The sequence below is a fragment of the Amycolatopsis alkalitolerans genome, from assembly GCF_006152065.1.
Taxonomy (GTDB): Bacteria; Actinomycetota; Actinomycetes; order Mycobacteriales; family Pseudonocardiaceae; genus Amycolatopsis_E; species Amycolatopsis_E alkalitolerans.
Genome location: NZ_VDFW01000019.1, coordinates 15,108 through 30,899, shown reverse-complemented (window position 1 = coordinate 30,899; position 15,792 = coordinate 15,108). Strand labels below are relative to the sequence as shown.

Here is a 15,792-nt window from a genome sequence, read left to right as displayed (position 1 = left end):
CCCGATAGGGCCGTGAGGGACCCCCTCACGGCATTTCTTCTATGCGGGGCGGCGGGCGTAGGCGGCGTGGTCGGTGAGGTCCGTGCGGGAGCGGTCGGTGATGTACACCGCGCACAGTACGGTGACCACGACCGCGAGCAGGATGTAGGCGGAGATCGAGTAGGGCGTCCCGGTCACGTGCAGCAGCCACGTCGCGAGCAGCGGCGCGGGCCCGCCGGCGAACACCGAGGCCAGCTGGTAGCCAAGGCCCGCGCCGCCGTACCGCAGATGCGTCGGGAAGCTTTCGCCGATGAACGCTGCCTGCGGCCCGTACTGCATCGCGTGCGCGATCATCGACGCGATCACGATGAGGAAGACCGGGGCATACCCGCCGGCCTTGAGCACCGCGAAGTACGGGAACGCGAGCAGCCCGGTCAGCACGGCGCCGGACAGGTAGACCTTCTTGCGCCCGATCCGGTCGGACAGCTGCGAGAAGTACGGGATGGTGAAAAGTTCGAGCGCGGCCCCCACGAGCACGGCGTTGAGCACGAACGTCTTCGAGTAGTGATGCTCGGCCACCACGTACACCAGGACATAGCTGGTGAACAGGTAGAACGGCATCTGCTCGCTGAACCGGAGCCCGGCCGAGAGCAGGATCTCACGCCAATGATGCCTGATCGCGTCGCCGACCGGGCTGCGCGAGGTCTGCTGCTTCGCGACGACCGCGGCGAACATCGGCGTTTCGAGGATGCGCAGCCGGATCACCAGCCCGATCCCGACGAGCACGAAGCTGAGCAGGAACGGGATCCGCCAGCCCCAGGCGCTGAACGCCGCGTCGGACAGGACCGCGGACAGCAGCGTCAGCCCGCCGGTGCCGAGCACGAGCCCGGCCGGCACGCCGATCTGCGCGAAACTGCCGAGCAGGCCGCGTTTGCGCTGATCACCCCATTCCATCGTGAGCAGCACCGAACCGCTCCACTCACCGCCGACCGCGAGGCCCTGGATCAGCCGCAGCGCCACCAGGATCAGCGGCGCGGCGATGCCGATCGCGCTCGCGCCGGGCAGCACGCCGACGATCCCGGACGCGATCCCCATCAGCAGCAGGGTGATCACCAGAGTGGCCTTGCGGCCGATCCGGTCACCCCAGTAGCCGAAGATCGCCGCCCCGATCGGCCGCGCCGCGAAGCCGACCGCGTAGGTGGCGAAGGACTGCATGGCGCCCGCGTAGCTGCTCGACGCGGGGAAGAACAGGTGCGGGAAGATCAGCGCCGCCGCGGTGTTGTAGAGAAAGAAGTCATACCACTCGATGGTCGTGCCGATCGCGCTGGCGATCGCCGCCTTGCGGACCTGGCTTCGCTGTTCGGTGGCTTGCCTGTCGATGACCTTGTTCGCTTCGTTGCGTCCGAGCACCATCATGGGCCTCCAGTGACCGGCATCACTCTGCAGATCAGGTTCGCCGACGAGTCGCGGGAAGTCCAGCCCGGCCGGATAATCACTTTCCTCCAATGCTGAGCGGACGCCGTTCACCAGCTCTTACGATGGTCGCCGTGGCCGAACCGAAACGAGCGGACGCGCGACGCAACCGTGCCCGGCTGCTCGCGGCCGCCGAGATCGTGCTCGCCGAGCGCGGCACCGGCGCGCCGACCGAGCAGATCGCGAAGGCGGCCAAAGTGGGCATCGGCACACTTTTCCGACATTTTCCCACCAAGGAATCGCTCCTGAAAGCCGTGCTGGCAGAACGGATGCGCCGGTTCGCCGAAGCCGCCGGAGAGCACGCCGAGGCCGAGGATCCGGGAAGCGCTTTCTTCGCGTTCCTGGCGCAATGGGTCGAGATGGCCGCCGTGAAGAACGCCTATGCCGACGCGCTCGCCGAGGTGCCACGGGTGGACCGCGAAGTGCGCGAAGGGGTGCTGCACTCGCTCGGCATCCTGCTGACCCGAGCCCAGGAGGCCGGCGCGGTCCGGCACGACGTCGGCGTGCGCGAGGTGATCGCGCTCATGGTCGGCACGTCGCGTGCCGCCGAACATCTCGGTGAGGACGCGGCGCTCCGCCGGCGCACCGTGGAGATCGTGTTCGACGGGCTCAGAACTCGACCGGCGCCAGGCGCGGGCGCTTCGCGCTGATCGCGTCCCCGGAGGACTCGCCGCGTAGCCGCCTGCCCAGCCACGGCACCAGGAACTCCCGCGCCCACCGCAGGTCCTCCGCGCGCCGCACGCGGGGATCCACCACCGGCCGCGGCCCGAGCACGCTCGGGGACAGTTCGTGCTCAACGCCCAGCGCATCGAGGACGGCGATAGCGATCTCGTTGTGCCCCAAGGAGTTCAGGTGCAGCCGGTCGGGCGCCCACAGCCGCCGGTCCCGCAGTTGCCGCATCGCCCACATGTCCACCACGACGGCCCCGTGGCGGGCGGCGATGCCCCGCACGTGCTCGTTGTAGATCGCGGCCCGGCCGCGCATCCGGCGGAACAGCCTGTCCTCGACCCCGTCGGCCGCGCTGAACAGCACCACGGTCGCGCCGGTCTCGCGCAGCCGCACGACCGCCTTCTCGTAGTCGTCGGTGAGCGCGTCGATGTCGACCTTGGGGCGCATCATGTCGTTGCCGCCGGCGTAGAGGGTGACCAGGTCCGGCTCCATCGCGAGCGCCGGTTCGAGTTGCTCGGCGAGCACCTGCGGCAGGAGCCTGCCGCGGATGGCGAGGTTGGCGTACCGGAAACCGGCGTCGCGGGCGGCGAGCACTTCGGCGACGCGGTCGGCCCAGCCGCGCACGCCGTTCGGACGGCTCGGGTCGTCGTCGCCGACGCCTTCGGTGAAGGAGTCGCCCAGTGCCACTAAGCGCTTGCTCATGCCGAAAGACTAGCGGCGCGCTGCCGGTGCTCCGCGACGTGCACCCTGGTCGCGCACCTGGTCGAGCAGAAGCGCCGGCGGCCGTTGCGGGAGGTGTCGACGAAGACCACCGCGCAGCCTTCGCTCGCGCACATCCCCATTCGCGACGGGTCCTCGCACAACAGGTGCGCGAGCCCGCCCGCGGTGTACGCCTGCACGCGCCGCGCGCCCTCCGCGTCCTCGCTCGCATAGTGCAGGTGGGCCGGTTTGCCGTCGTGGCGGGAGATGTAGGGCCGGCAGGCGGCGTCCGCGAGCAGCCGGTTGACCAGGTCCGCCCTCGTGCCGGCGTCGCGCTCGGCGAACACCTCCTGGAGCCGGGCCGCCCAGTCGCGGACCATGGCGGCGTCCTTTTCGGACAGAGCGGTGAGCGACATGCCCGTCGCGCGGATCGTTTCGAGGAGTTCGGCCGCCGACGCGGGGCCGCGGTTCACCAGTGCGGCCGCCACGTGCGCCGCGGCTCCACCGTAAGGGTTGAAGTGCACTGAACCATTACAACATGCTGGCGGCATGCCGGAACCCCGATGCCCGCACTGCGGCTGCCCCCTCGCCGAACTGCTGCCGGATTCGGTCCACCCTTCCGCCGAGGGCAAGGTCGGCTACCGGCGGTGCGCGTGCGGTGCCTGGCTGGTGGAAATCGGCGGAATAGTCGTCGGAACCACCGGGTTGGCACGATCATGACTCGACGCGGGGTAGTGCTGGGTGGCGGTGGGGTCGCCGGGATCGCCTGGGAGACGGGATACCTGACCGGGCTGATCGAAGCGGGCCGGTCGGTGCTCGACGCGGATCTGCTCGTCGGGACGTCCGCGGGCTCGACGGTCGCCGCCCAGATCACCAGCGGGATCGGGCTGCCGGAGCTGTACCAGCGGCAGGTGGATCCGTCGTTGCAGGCGCCCGAACTACCCGCCGCGCTGGACGCCGAGGCCATGAGTGAGCTGTTCGGTTCGGCGTACGTGGAGGCGACCGGACCGCTGGACATGCGGCGCCGGATCGGCGCGCTCGCGCTGCGGGCGCCCACGGTGCCGGAGGCCGAGCGCCGCGCGGTGATCGCCGCGCGGCTGCCCCGGCACAGCTGGCCGGCGCTCGACCTGCGGATCGTCGCCGTCGACGCGCACACCGGCGAGGAGCGGGTGTTCGACAAGGACTCCGGCGTCGACCTGGTGGACGCGGTCGCGGCGAGCTGTGCGGTCCCGGCGACCTGGCCCCCGGTCACCATCGGCGCGCGCCGCTACGTCGACGGCGGGGTCCGCTCGCTGGAGAACGCCGACCTCGCGGCCGGCTGCGAGCGCGTGCTCGTCTTCCAGGTCATGGAGGTCCCAGAGTCTCACGAACTCGACGATCAGGTGTCGACGCTGCGCGCATCCGGGGCGCGGGTGACGGTGATCCGGCCTGATGAGGCCGCGAAGGCCGCGCTGGGCCCGAACCTCCTCGACCCCGCGGTACGCGGTCCGGCGGCGAAGGCCGGCCACGAGCAGGGCCGGCGAGAAGCGGCGGGCCTCGCCTGGTTCTGGGCCTGATCAGGCCACGTCCAGCCCGGAGAAGGTCCTTCCAGGTACAGACCAAGTCCTCTGTTGCGGCCACCGAAACCGGCGATTAGTGGGAATTGCAAGAAACAGTTCGAGATGCCGGAAGAGGTGAAAAAAATGGCAGGCACACTGTCGAGGCCTTGGACTCGCCTCCAGGACTGGGTCACCCTGCTCGCGGGCGCGTTCATGGCGCTGTCCCCGCTCTGGGTCGACATCGGCACTGGCGGCACGTGGGCAATGGTGATCATCGGTGCGGCGATCGGAGTGCTGGCGCTTGTCGCGCTCGCGCTGCCCGGTGCCTTCATCGACGAGTGGGCGACTGCCGCTGGTGGCGTGGTCGCCTTCGTCGCTCCGTGGCTGTTCTCCTACTCGGCCCTGAGCGGTGCCGCATGGACCTCGTGGATTGTCGGGGCCGTGGTCGTGGTGTCCGCGCTGGCCGCAGTTCCCGCCAGCCTGAAGGACTACCGTATGCAGCACCACACCGCATGAAACCCGGTGCGCCGGTTCGGGTCTCCCGGCCGGCGCACCGGCTTGAGGTTCAACCCCTGACGACCTCGTAAACGAGGTGCGTCGCCCGCGATGACTCGGTGACCTTCCGCTGCACCAGTGTGGTCGGGCCGGCGAGCTCGAACAGCCGGGTGCCCCCGCCGAGAATCAGCGGTGACAGGTGAAGGTGGAGCTCGTCGACCAGCGCCGCCGCCAGGCATTGGTCGACGACGTTCGCGCCGCCCATGACGACGACGTCCTTGTCGCCCGCGGCCGCACGGGCCTGTGCGACGGCCTCGGCCACTCCCTCGGTCACGAACCGGAACCTGTGCGCGAGTCGCACCTGCGCAGGCGGCTGGTGGGTGACGACGTAGCACGGCGGCGCGGCCGACTGGTTCTGGTCGTATCCGTACCCGATGTCGTCGCTCCAGCCGTGCGGGCCGTCCACGATGTCGTACAGTCGGCGTCCCATCACCACCGTGCCTGTCCTGGTGAAGCTGTCCGCCAGCACGGCGTCGTCGACGGGGGAGCGGGGTTGCTCGAGCACCCACGCGTGGATCGCCTCGCCGCCGATGCCGAGGCCATGTTCCAGGTCGACGCCGCGTGCGGTGACGTATCCGTCCAGCGACATCGAGATGTCCGCGATCACTTTGCCCATGCTCACACCTCCAGGTCTGTCGCTCGGATAGACCCAGCCGGTGCGCGGAACTCATCGCGCTAGCCCGAACGCACAACCCGCAGATGCGGGCGCTCCGCCGGCACCGGACGTTCGCCGACGAGATCCGCCAGCAGCTGGGTCGTCTGGCGGCGACGGCTGCGGCGGACGTAGAGCAGCGTGGTCGCGGTGCTCTCGTGACCGGCCAGGTCAGCCAGATCCTCGATGGCGACGCCGTTCTCGTAGCCGAGGGTCAGGACCGTATGCCGCATCGAGTGCGGCACGACATCGTGCGGATCGGCGATACCGGCCGCCCGTGCGGTGGCGTGGAACAGATTGCCCAGATCGCGTGAGGTCAGGGGAGTGCCGGTGCGCGTGGCGAAGAGCCATCCCGACAGGTCGTGCACGGCCTTCTCCTCGCGCTGGGCTCGGGCGGCGAGGTACCGCGCGAGCGCCTCTTCGGCGAACCCGAGGATGTCGGCCGTCTTGCGATGCCCGCCTTTGTTGACGTACCGGAGGATCCAGTGGCCGTGATCCATCGCGAGGTCGTCGTCGATCCGCGCGTGCAGGATCGCGCCGGACCGCACCCCGGTGGTCGCCATGATCTCCAGGATCGCCCGGTTGCGCAGAGCCGACTCGGTGCCGGCGCGCCCGGCCCTGGCGCGCGCGTGCCCGAGGAGAGCGACAAGCTCGTCGTAGCCGAGCGCGCGGGTGCGGGATTCCTTGGCGCGCTTGTGACGGGCGACGAGGCGGGCCGGGTTGTCGTCGTGGACGCGGTTGTCGATCAGCTCGGTGTACCAGGCGCTCACCGCGGCCAGCCGCGCGTTGTGGGTGACCGGGCTGACCGGGGCCAGTTCGGCGATCCAGTCCTTGACGTCGGTCATCCGCGCGGCCAGCGGGTCGACGCGCTGCCAGTCGCAATAGGACAGCCACAGCGCGAGGCCGCGCCAGTAGGAGCGGCGGGTCTGGTGGCTGGTCATGCCCTGCAGCCAGGCGCGGGTGACCGACCGGGCGCCATACCGCTCCGTCTGGCTATCACGGGGAAGCGCCGGCAGCCCGGCGACGAGTTCGGCCAGCAGGGCGCGCAACGCCCGCTCGTCCGGCTGCCGGGCCGGCATCGGCGGCGCCTCATACGGTGCGAGCGCTGGCCCCATGTTCCGACCTTATCGAGCGTCGTCCCTCGGCGGCGTCGAGGGCGGATGTGCGCTCGTCCGCACGTCGAGCGCGCCGTGGACATCGGCGTCCGTCCACTCTCACGCTGCCACTCACGCGGGCTGGTCAGCGGGCGGAATAGCCGCCGTCGACGTCGAGGACGGTACCGGTGCTGTAGCTGGCGTCGAGGGCGAGATAGACGATCGCGGCGGCGAGCTCCGCTGGTTCGGCGATCCGGCCGAGCAGGACCCGCGACTGCTCCGCGACCGCCACGGTCTCGTGGCTGCCCGCATCGAGCCCGCCGAAATACTCGGTGACGGCCTGGGCGAACATCGGCGTGTCCGTGGCGCCGGGGGAGACGCAATTGACGCGAACCTTCGGCGCGAGTTCTGCCGCAAGACTGGTGGTCAGGCCAAGCAACGCGGCTTTGGTGGCCGAGTAGGCCGCATGGCGTTCCCGCCCGTGCCGGGCCGAGACGCTGCCGACGAACACGACCCCCGAGCCCTCGCCGAGGCGGGGCGCCAGCGCCTGGGTGAGGAAGAACGGGCCGCCGAAATTGACCCCGACCAGCGCGTCGAACTGCTGCCGGGTCGTGCTCGCCAAGCTGTGAATGCCCTCGATCGCGGCGGCATGGACCAGCGCGGAGACGGTGGTGTCACTGGAACGGCAGTCGCAGCCGCTCGACGACCTCACGCTGGTAGCCGGTGTCCTGGCTGGACAAGCCGAACACGCCGGCCGCGCCGGCCTCGCGCAGGTCCTGGAAGTGGTCGCGGAAACCGCACGCTTCAGGGTGCAGCCGCGCGCTCCCGGGATCGAGTCCCAACCCGAGGGCAGGTCGATGCCCGGGCGGCCGGTGAGCAGGTACAGGTAGAGCACGGTGCGGCCGGTGCCCAATGCTCCGAGGTGGATCGTCGTGCCAGCCGTGCCCGGAAACGCCAGGCGCGGTGCGTTCGTCCCGGGCAGGTGGTCCGCCGCGCCGTCGTTCTCGGGCACCGGCAGGTCGTCGGGCAGCGTCTGGTAGTCGTTCACCGGATCTCCTCGCTCACCGGCTGATGCGGTGTGGTTGCCGGCCTTGTGCAGGTGAGAGATCAGCGTGGCCCGTCGATGGCGTCCAGGTACCCGGCCAGCGAGGCGGGACACTCGTCCGCGCTTGCTGAGCGCCCGGATCTCACGCGTGAGCCGGACATCGTGCACATCGGCGCGGCGGGCAAGCTCACCGATCCGCATGTTCTCACCTCACCGAACGCTAAACCCTCCCCACTGGCGAAGGGTCCACCCCTGTCCCGCGATAACCGTGATTATCGCGGATCAAGCACGGTCAAATTAATGATTAATAAACAGCGATTAACAATCACTAATAAAAATGAAGTAGACTGGCTGGCGTGCTGAAGAGCGAGGAAGAAACCGCAGGTCAGAGCCCCGAAGTGGGGGAGGAGCGGGCCCCGGCGCCGCCGAGGCGCGATGCGGACGGGCGCCGGGAGCGGCCGATGGACCCTGGGTTGTGCGGGTACTGCCGCCGGTACCCTCGCCGCGGCTTGGGCGGACGCGGCCGGACGGCCGACTTCTGTGATCACGTGTGGGCGGTCGACGAGAAGGGCCGCGAGGTCACCTGCGCCCGGCTCGACGAGGCCGATCAGGTCGTGCACGCCGCCTACGGATCCGCGTTCCCCGGGTTCGACGTGGCCGGATTGGGGCGTGACATCAGCCGCGCGCTGGCTGAGATCAACCCGCTCCGGCACAGCCTCACCGCGCTCGGCGGCCGGCTCGACGAGGAGGTCGCGGCCGCCCGTGAACGCGCGGAAACAGCCGAGCAGGCGCGCGAAAAGGCGGTGGCCGAGGCAGCCGCGGCCGAAGCGCGGGCCGAAGCCGCGGAGAGTGCGGCCGCGGACGCTGAGGAGCGTGCCGGGGAGGCGGAGTCCCGCGCCACCGAAGCGGAGCGGCGAGCGGCGGCCGACCGCCAGCAGGCGCAGCAGGCGCACACCGATCGCATCGCCGCGCTCGGCAAGGCCGAGGCACTGGGGGAGCAGGTGCACCGCCTCGGCCAGGGGGCTGAACGCGCGGCCGAACGTCTCGAGGACCTGACGGCGCAAGTATCCGCCCGCGCCGGCGAAGCCGAGGCCGCGCACGCTCGCGCTCGCAGCCTGGAGAGCGATCTGCGTGAACTCTCGGAGCGGCACACGAACGAAGTCGCGCACCTGCGTGACCGGCACGAACAGGCGCTGGCCGACCTCCGCGCGCGCGATGAGGACGCCCGGGTCCAGCTTCGGACCGAACACGACCGGCGAATCGCCGCGCTCCGGCACGAGCACGAAACGGCGCTCACGGCCGTCCGTCACGAGGTCAGCGAACTGACCAGCGCCCAGGCCCGCGACCAGGCGACCGCGAACGAGGCCCGGGCGACCGCCGCCTCAGCCGGACGGGACCGGGATTCGGTGTCCGGCCGGCTGACCGAGCTACGGGAAGGCATCCTCACCGCGCTCGCCGAGCAGCCGGCCGACCTGCCGCCCCGGCTGCGCACACTTCTGGACGCCACCCGGCCAGGTGGCGCCCACACCTGAGCATCGCGGCTCAGGCGATCTCGCCAGCGGACGCGAAGCCCGAAGTGATGCAGATCAGCGACCACGCGATGAGCGCCCGGCCGCGCTCTCCGGGGAGAGAGTGGGCCACCTCGCGTCGTCGCTCCCACGCCGCGTCAATCGATGACGTCTTCCTTCCCCAGAGTGCGGCGTGCGAGCGCCAGCAGCGCCCGCGCGGCCGGGCTCGCCGGACCATCCGCGCGCCACGCGAAGACCAGCTTCCCGCGTAAGCGCGGCTTGACGATGGCCAGCGGGTGCAGGCCTTCCTGGTTGCGTGCCACGGAATCGGGCAGGATCGCGATACCGAGCCCGCGCGCCGCGAGCTGCGCGAGTGCCAGGGGGTGGCCGGCCTCGAAGGCGACCTTCGCGGTGAACCCCGCTCGCGCGCAGGCGCTGTCCAGGTGTGACCGGATCCCGGAGCCGGGCGGCAGGCAGATCAACGATCGGTCGCGCAAGTCGTCGAGGGTGATCTCGTGGTGGCGCGCCAGTTCGTGGTCCACCGCGACCGCGGCGGTGATCGCCTCGTCGGTGACCACGAGATGATCCAGATCGGCCGGGGGAGCGGTGCCGAGCGAAACGATCGCCGCGTCCAGCCGCCCATCGCGCAGCGAGGCGGCCAGCACGTCGGAGTTGCCCTCGGTGAGAGTGATCTCGACCGCTGGATGATCGCGATGGAAGCGCGCGAGCAGCCCGGGCAGATCCACGCCGTGCGAAGTCACCATGCCCACCGCGACATGGCCACGCACCAGGCCGGTCAGCTCGTCCACGGCGAGGCGCGCACCGGCCACCGCGGCGAGCGCGGCGCGGGCATACGGCAGCACCGCGGTGCCGACCTCGGTCAACCGCACCGAACGCCCCGAACGGTCCAGCAACTCCTGCCCGAACTCCCGCTCCAGGCGGCGGATCTGAGCGCTGACCCCGGGCTGGGCCACATGCACCTTTTCGGCCGCGCGCGTGAAGCTGCCTTCTTCGGCCACGGTCACGAAGTACTCGAGCTGCCGCAGTTCCATAACCGCTGATTCTAGGACGTAGCACAACTAGCTCTTGGACTTATGCGGTGTCCAGCCGCACCCTGGACGTATGACCGCATACGAACCCGAAGACCTGGCCCGCCTCTTCGTCGAGCGGGCCAAGGCCGGCGACGCGAAAGGCCTCGCCGAGTTGTACGCACCCGACGCCGTCCTGGCCTTCCCGCCGGGCTCCACCACCGTGGGCCGGGACGCGATCCTCGCCGTCTTCGAGCAGATGCTCGAGCAGGCGCCCCGGTTCCAGTTCGAGGATCCGCTGCCGACGCTCCGCTACGGCGACCTCGCACTCACGTCCACCCGGCCGGCCGACGGCACCGGCGGCCGGGTCCAGGTGGCGCGCCGCCAGCCCGACGGAACGTGGCTGCGCATCATGGACCGGCCGGAGACGAAGGGCGCCTGACTCGCCGCCGTCGACACCGGCATGCCGCCGGCGCATGATGTCCGACATGGGGATATCGGGCGGATAGCGCGCCAGGAGGTGCGGCATGACTGAGCTCGTGACGAACACGGACGCGCGAGAGGCACTGGCGGAGCGGCTGATCGAGGACGCGACGCGCGCGCTGGAGACGCTGAGCGTGTACCTGGGCACGGCGCTCGGGCTTTACCGGACGCTGGCCGGCCTGGGTGAGGCGACCTTCGAGGAAGTGGCCGAGCGGGCGGGCGTCGCGCCGCGGTACGCGCGCGAATGGCTGGAACAGCAGGCCACCTCGGGGTACGTCGAGTGCGCCGATCCCGCCGCGCCCGCCGGCGAGCGACGCTACGGACTGTCGCGGGCGCACGCCGAGGTGCTGCTCGACAACGACAGCCCGTACTTCGCCGGCGCCGTCGCGAGTGCCGTCGCCGGTGTCGGGCCGGTGGTCCCCGATCTGCTGGACGCCTACCGCACGGGCGGCGGGGTGCCGTACTCGGCGTACGGGCGGGCGCTGCGGCAGGGGATCGGCGACTTGAACCGGCCGATGTTCCGCCACGATCTCGCCGGCTGGCTGGCCGCCGTCCCGCGGATCGACCGGCGGTTGCGCGAGCCAGGCGCGCGGGTGCTGGACGTCGGCTGCGGGCGCGGCCAGTCGAGTATCGCGATCGCGCGAGCCTACTCGGCCGCGGTAGTGCGCGGCGTCGATCTCGACGAAGCGTCGGTCGGCGAGGCACGGTCGGAGGCCGCCGCCGAAGGCCTGGACGACCGGATCACGTTCGCTGCCGGGGACGCCGCCCTTGACGCGTCCGCCGGATCGTATGACCTGGTCACCGTGTTCGAGGCGCTGCACGACATGGGGGATCCGGTCGGCGTGCTACGCACGGCCCGGGCCTCGCTGAACGAGGACGGCGCCGTGCTCGTCGGTGACGAGAAGGTGGCGGACGATCTGGTGGTGAACGCCGGCCTGCTCGAGCGATTCCAGTTCGGCTGGAGTGTGGTGCACTGCCTGCCCGCGACCCTCGCCGAGCGTCCGGTGGAAGCCAACGGCACGATGCTCCGCGCGCCCACGCTCGAACGGTGGGCGCGGGAAGCCGGATTCGCCGAGTTCGAGGTGGCTCCCATCGAGAACGACTTCTGGCGGTTCTACGTGCTGCGTGGCTGACTTACCCGGTTCGGCTATTGTTGCCGGCAGATCATGTCCGATGTCGTCACCACCCTGCGCAACGCCGGCTGCGTCTTCGCCGAGGACGAAGCGGCTCTGCTGCGGTCGGCCGCGTCCGACGGCGCCCAGTTGGCCGCGCTCGTCGCGCGCCGGGTCGCGGGGGAGCCGCTGGAGTACGTGCTCGGCTGGGCCGGGTTCCGCGGGCTGCGGATAGCGGTCGAGCCAGGCGTGTTCGTACCGCGGCGGCGAACGGAATTCCTTGTGGAGCAAGCGATCGCGGTCGCCGGGCAGGCGCCGGTGGTCGTGGACGTGTGCTGCGGTTCCGGCGCCATCGGGGCGGCGATCGCGGCCGAGGTGCCGGATGTCTCGCTGTACGCGGCGGACGTCGATCCCGTCGCGGTTCGCTGCGCGCGCCGGAACGTGCCGGGGCCGGTGTTCGAGGGGGACCTGTACACGCCGCTGCCGGCTGAACTTCGTGGCCGCGTCACCATTCTCGTCGCGAACGTTCCTTATGTGCCAACGGATGCGATCGCCACCATGCCGCCGGAGGCGCGCGTGCACGAACCGCGGGCCGCGCTCGACGGGGGTCCCGACGGGCTGTCGATCCTGCGCCGCGTGGCGAATGAGGCGCCGCAGTGGCTGGCGCGAGGCGGGCATCTCTTCGTCGAGACGAGTGAGCGCCAGGCCCCGGCGGCGGTGAAAGCGTTCTCCGGCGCGGGCCTCATCCCGTCGGTCGCCACCTGCGAGGACAGTGGAGCGACGGTCGTTCGCGGTGAGCGACCCTGAGAGCTTCTACTTAACATAATGTACATTATCGGCGCGGTGGATCCAGTGGGAGAGGGGCTCACAAACCCCGGTTGCCGAGCAGATGCCGCTCCAGGTTGTCCCCGACCCAGCGCTCGAAGTCGTCGGGTGTCCATCCGGAGTCCTCAACCAGTTCGCGGTACACGCCCGGGGCGGCCAGCGCTCGGTAGACGGCTTGCGCCTCGGTCACCGGAACGGCCAGATGTTCCCCGAGTGACGCGATCATCGCGTCCATGACCTCGTTGCGCCCGGCCAGTTTCGCGCGCAGCAACGCACGCGTCTCGGCGCTTTCGTCCGTGGCGGCCTCGAAGATCAACACCACGTCGAACCCGGCGGTGTAGAGGCCGCGCAGCCAGCCCGCGGCGCCGCGCAGTCTGCGGACCGGGTCCGGTTCGGCGAGCACCTCCTCGGCCCGCTCCCTGGCCAGCGCCCGTTCGAGCCAGTGCTCGCAGATCACGGACAGGATTTCGCGCTTCGCGCCGAACGCGGAGTACACCGTGCGAACGGCGACCCCCGCCTCGGCCGCGATCGCGTCCATGCTGGTGGCCCCGTAGCCGTTCTTGGCGAAAAGCCCGCGGGCGGCTTCCGCGATGCGCCGGCGTGTCGCCGCCGCCTGTTCTTGCCGATACCCCGAGCGGGTCTTGACGGAACGAGCCACCTGGGCACAGTATCACTGCGTACAGTGCAGTAACACTGCAACGAGTGCAGGGATCCTGCATTAGGGAGCCATCATGACAACTTCTCCCCCGCAAACCGCTCCGGATCAGCACGCCGACGCCGTCACGGTGCTGCGCCGCATCCTCGAGGAGGGCTTCGCCACCGGCCGGACCGACGTCGTCGACGAACTGTGCGCACCCGATCTCGTGGAACACCAGTTCGGACTGGCCGGTGCCGGCGCGGAAGCCATCCAGCATGTCAAGGACGCCATCCGCGACCTGCATGCCGCTGTTCCCGACATCGCGTTCACCGTCGAGGACGCCGCTCAGCACGGAGAGACCGCGTGGGTGCGGGCCACGGCACGGGGAACCGCGACCGGGCCGTTCTTCGGGCCGCCCAGCGGACGGCCGGTCGAGGTCACCGTGATCGACGTCGCCCGCGTGACCGGAGGCCGGATCGTCGAGCATTGGGGCGTGCCCGACCGGTTCGCCCTCCTGGCCCAGACCGGGGTGCTGAGCCGGCTCGCGCCGGCGTAGCCCGCGGTTCAGCGCAGGCGTTCCAGTTCACGCGCCGAGTGAGCCAGTTCGAGGGCCATCCGCCGGAGCTCATCGGACGCTGCGCCGTCGTCCGCTGCGGTGACGACGTCCTCGGCCGCGCAGCGAAGCTGGAACAACCGGTCCTGCAGCGCGGCCAGTTCCGCGTCCGACAGCACGACCGCGTCCTCCGGCAGGCCGGTGCGCTGCATCGCCGTGCGCCGCTCGTACGCTCGCTGCCGGCACGACTGCCCGCAGTACCGCCGCCGCCTGCCCTTGGCGGCGGCGTTTTCCAGCCGCCGCCCGCACCAGCCGCAGTGTGCCGGCGCGACGTTGCGCGGAATCCCCGCCAGCAGCTCAGCCGACCCTTCGCTCACGTGCCTGACCCTAACCGGCCACCGCCGGCTCACGCGGTGGCCACGCCGATGCCGCACACTGGTCGGGTGCCAAGCCCTCACCCGTACCTCGCCGGCGCCTTCCCACGAGCCTTCGCCCACCGTGGGTGGCATCTGGACGAACTCGACGACATGGAGAACTCCCTGTCGTCGTTCCGCCGCGCCGTCGCCGAAGGCTTCCAGTACATCGAGACCGATGTGCACGCGACCTCCGACGGTGTCGTCGTCGTGCACCACGACGCGTCACTGGACCGCACGACGGACGGGCACGGGGCGATCGCCGCACAGCCCTGGTCCGCCGTCAAGCACGCGAAGATCCGCGGTCGTGAACAGGTGGCGCGCCTGGAGGACGTGCTGGAGGAACTGCCCGAAGCCCGCCTCAACATCGACGTGAAGGCCAACAGTGCGATCGTGCCGTTCCTCAAGGTCATCGAGCGTGTCGGCGCGTACGAGCGGGTCGCGGCCGCGGCGTTCTCCGAGACCCGGCTCGCCCGGATCCGCCGGCTGGCCGGCCCGAAGCTGCTCACCTCGATGGGCCCGCGCTCGGTCGCCGTACTCCGGGCGAACGGCTGGGTTCCGTGGCTGCGGCTGGGTTTCCTGCACCGCGGCGCGATGGCCCAGGTACCGGTCCGGATGTCCGGGCTGACCGTGGTCGACCGCTCGTTCCTCCGTACCGCCGGGCGCGCCGGGGTCGAGGTGCACACCTGGACGATCAACGACAAGGGCGAGATGCGGCGCCTGCTGGAACTGGGCGTGCACGGCATCGTGACCGACCGCCCGGATCTGCTGCGCGACGTGCTGCGCGAGCGGGGACATTGGCGCTAGCGCGGGGGTTTGCCGTCCCACGCGGCCTTCCAGGTCTTCGGCCCGAGCCGTCCTGAATCGTTGATCCCGTTGGCGCGCTGGAGGTCGAGCACGGCCTGCTGGGTCTTCTGGTAGTAGCAGCCGGTGCCCTCGAAGCCGTAGCCGAAGGCGTTCATCCGCAGCTGGAAGGTCCGCAGTGCCGGGGCGCAGTCGCCGTAGGCGTAGACGAGACCCGGCCACGGTGGCATGACCGCCGCCGGGGGCGGCACGGGTGCGGGCGCTGGGCCGCCGCCGATGTAGGCGGCTTCGGCGTAGGTCGGGACGCGCTTGCTGCGTGCGTCGCCGTCATCTCGCAGGCTGAGCATCCCGGCGCATTCCCAGGGCTGCCACCCGCGCATGCGGTACAGGTACAGCGCCCGGTAGTCCTGCTCCGCGGGGCTCGCCTGATCGGGCCGGCCCTGGCCGCCGACGCTGCGCCAGGTGGGCAGGTCGAACTGGTAGGCGCCGTAGTACCCGGTTCTGGTGTTGACCGTGTAGCGGTTGCTGGACTCGCACATCCGCAGCTTCAGCCAGGTCGAGGCCGCGGGATCCGCGAACGCGGACGTCGTCGTGACCAACTGGACCGCGCCCGCCACCAACGCGATCAGCAGGGCCCGTACGCCCATACGTCTGAGTCTGTGCTTCCCCATGCGCAGCACAGTAAGGTTCGCGCCCCAGCAGTCACAAGGTTCACATCAAACACA

20 protein-coding genes are annotated in these 15,792 nt (G+C 70.5%); 10 read left to right on the top strand and 10 right to left on the bottom strand.

All coding sequences use genetic code 11. From position 1 onward, the window contains the following. Positions 1-39 precede the first annotated feature (39 nt). Positions 40-1,392 carry an MFS transporter gene (locus FG385_RS21025; protein WP_139098569.1) on the bottom strand — a complete coding sequence of 451 codons (1,353 nt, stop codon included), beginning with the start codon at positions 1,390-1,392 and terminating at the stop codon, positions 40-42. Between the two features lie 125 nt (positions 1,393-1,517). Here FG385_RS21025 and FG385_RS21020 point away from each other — a divergent pair, with 125 nt between their 5' ends. Beyond that, positions 1,518-2,102 carry a TetR/AcrR family transcriptional regulator gene (locus tag FG385_RS21020; protein ID WP_139098475.1) on the top strand — a complete coding sequence of 195 codons (585 nt, stop codon included), beginning with the start codon at positions 1,518-1,520 and terminating at the stop codon, positions 2,100-2,102. On the opposite strand, the gene FG385_RS21015 is transcribed toward FG385_RS21020, so the two are convergent. Together FG385_RS21015 and FG385_RS21010 are read right to left on the bottom strand one after the other, a co-directional pair. Next, positions 2,062-2,823: an SGNH/GDSL hydrolase family protein gene (locus FG385_RS21015; RefSeq protein ID WP_139098474.1), complete on the bottom strand. Its 762-nt coding sequence runs from the start codon at positions 2,821-2,823 to the stop codon at positions 2,062-2,064. The two genes, FG385_RS21020 and FG385_RS21015, sit on opposite strands and share 41 nt — an antisense overlap. Further along, complete coding sequence (locus FG385_RS21010; RefSeq protein ID WP_139098473.1) at positions 2,820-3,344, bottom strand: CGNR zinc finger domain-containing protein; 525 nt, start codon at positions 3,342-3,344, stop codon at positions 2,820-2,822. Before FG385_RS21010 ends, FG385_RS21015 begins: the two co-directional genes overlap by 4 nt. Positions 3,345-3,369: 25 nt before the next feature. Here FG385_RS21010 and FG385_RS34430 point away from each other — a divergent pair, with 25 nt between their 5' ends. From FG385_RS34430 to FG385_RS21000, 3 genes are all read left to right on the top strand, one after another. Continuing rightward, entirely contained in the window at positions 3,370-3,540 is a 171-nt protein-coding gene (locus tag FG385_RS34430) for a hypothetical protein (protein ID WP_200834577.1), read from the top strand. After that, on the top strand, positions 3,537-4,376 hold the full coding sequence (locus FG385_RS21005) for a patatin-like phospholipase family protein (protein ID WP_139098472.1): 840 nt from the start codon (positions 3,537-3,539) through the stop codon (positions 4,374-4,376). The genes FG385_RS34430 and FG385_RS21005 overlap by 4 nt, the downstream gene beginning before the upstream one ends. Before the next feature lie 126 nt (positions 4,377-4,502). Then, the gene (locus FG385_RS21000; RefSeq protein WP_235022701.1) at positions 4,503-4,874 is read left to right on the top strand and encodes an SPW repeat domain-containing protein; all 372 of its coding nucleotides are present in this window, start codon (positions 4,503-4,505) and stop codon (positions 4,872-4,874) included. A 49-nt stretch (positions 4,875-4,923) separates the two neighbouring features. On the opposite strand, the gene FG385_RS20995 is transcribed toward FG385_RS21000, so the two are convergent. The 3 genes from FG385_RS20995 to FG385_RS34425 all read right to left on the bottom strand — a co-directional run bounded on the left by FG385_RS20995 (position 4,924) and on the right by FG385_RS34425 (position 7,905). After that, on the bottom strand, positions 4,924-5,529 hold the full coding sequence (locus FG385_RS20995) for a dihydrofolate reductase family protein (RefSeq protein WP_139098470.1): 606 nt from the start codon (positions 5,527-5,529) through the stop codon (positions 4,924-4,926). A 59-nt stretch (positions 5,530-5,588) separates the two neighbouring features. Further along, the gene (locus tag FG385_RS20990; RefSeq protein ID WP_139098469.1) at positions 5,589-6,680 is read right to left on the bottom strand and encodes a tyrosine-type recombinase/integrase; all 1,092 of its coding nucleotides are present in this window, start codon (positions 6,678-6,680) and stop codon (positions 5,589-5,591) included. A gap of 124 nt (positions 6,681-6,804) precedes the next feature. After that, positions 6,805-7,905, bottom strand: coding sequence for an SDR family NAD(P)-dependent oxidoreductase (locus tag FG385_RS34425; protein WP_200834576.1), 1,101 nt, complete (start codon positions 7,903-7,905; stop codon positions 6,805-6,807). A 155-nt stretch (positions 7,906-8,060) separates the two neighbouring features. On the opposite strand from FG385_RS34425, the gene FG385_RS20975 reads away from it, so the two are divergent. Further along, positions 8,061-9,236, top strand: a complete 1,176-nt coding sequence (locus tag FG385_RS20975) for a hypothetical protein (RefSeq protein WP_235022700.1) — start codon at positions 8,061-8,063, stop codon at positions 9,234-9,236. Positions 9,237-9,370: 134 nt separating this feature from the next. Here the strand turns inward: FG385_RS20975 and FG385_RS20970 are convergent, their stop codons facing one another. After that, a complete protein-coding gene (locus tag FG385_RS20970; protein ID WP_139098467.1) occupies positions 9,371-10,264 on the bottom strand; it encodes a LysR family transcriptional regulator in 894 nt (297 codons plus the stop codon). Positions 10,265-10,334: 70 nt separating this feature from the next. Between FG385_RS20970 and FG385_RS20965 the strand changes: the two genes are divergently transcribed. From FG385_RS20965 to FG385_RS20955, 3 genes are all read left to right on the top strand, one after another. Beyond that, the gene (locus tag FG385_RS20965) at positions 10,335-10,682 is read left to right on the top strand and encodes a YybH family protein (protein ID WP_139098466.1); all 348 of its coding nucleotides are present in this window, start codon (positions 10,335-10,337) and stop codon (positions 10,680-10,682) included. 85 nt (positions 10,683-10,767) lie between these two features. Continuing rightward, positions 10,768-11,856, top strand: coding sequence for an SAM-dependent methyltransferase (locus tag FG385_RS20960; protein ID WP_139098465.1), 1,089 nt, complete (start codon positions 10,768-10,770; stop codon positions 11,854-11,856). A gap of 33 nt (positions 11,857-11,889) precedes the next feature. Then, positions 11,890-12,642, top strand: coding sequence for a putative protein N(5)-glutamine methyltransferase (locus tag FG385_RS20955; RefSeq protein ID WP_139098464.1), 753 nt, complete (start codon positions 11,890-11,892; stop codon positions 12,640-12,642). 58 nt (positions 12,643-12,700) lie between these two features. Here the strand turns inward: FG385_RS20955 and FG385_RS35335 are convergent, their stop codons facing one another. Further along, entirely contained in the window at positions 12,701-13,318 is a 618-nt protein-coding gene (locus FG385_RS35335) for a TetR/AcrR family transcriptional regulator (protein ID WP_139098463.1), read from the bottom strand. A gap of 73 nt (positions 13,319-13,391) precedes the next feature. Between FG385_RS35335 and FG385_RS20945 the strand changes: the two genes are divergently transcribed. Beyond that, positions 13,392-13,853: an ester cyclase gene (locus tag FG385_RS20945; protein ID WP_139098462.1), complete on the top strand. Its 462-nt coding sequence runs from the start codon at positions 13,392-13,394 to the stop codon at positions 13,851-13,853. A gap of 8 nt (positions 13,854-13,861) precedes the next feature. Here FG385_RS20945 and FG385_RS20940 read toward each other — a convergent pair whose 3' ends face one another. Next, positions 13,862-14,227: a hypothetical protein gene (locus tag FG385_RS20940; protein WP_139098461.1), complete on the bottom strand. Its 366-nt coding sequence runs from the start codon at positions 14,225-14,227 to the stop codon at positions 13,862-13,864. A gap of 66 nt (positions 14,228-14,293) precedes the next feature. Here FG385_RS20940 and FG385_RS20935 point away from each other — a divergent pair, with 66 nt between their 5' ends. Then, a complete protein-coding gene (locus FG385_RS20935; protein WP_139098460.1) occupies positions 14,294-15,070 on the top strand; it encodes a glycerophosphodiester phosphodiesterase in 777 nt (258 codons plus the stop codon). Here FG385_RS20935 and FG385_RS20930 read toward each other — a convergent pair. Then, positions 15,067-15,738, bottom strand: coding sequence for a transglycosylase family protein (locus tag FG385_RS20930; RefSeq protein WP_139098459.1), 672 nt, complete (start codon positions 15,736-15,738; stop codon positions 15,067-15,069). The two genes, FG385_RS20935 and FG385_RS20930, sit on opposite strands and share 4 nt — an antisense overlap. Positions 15,739-15,792 lie beyond the last annotated feature (54 nt).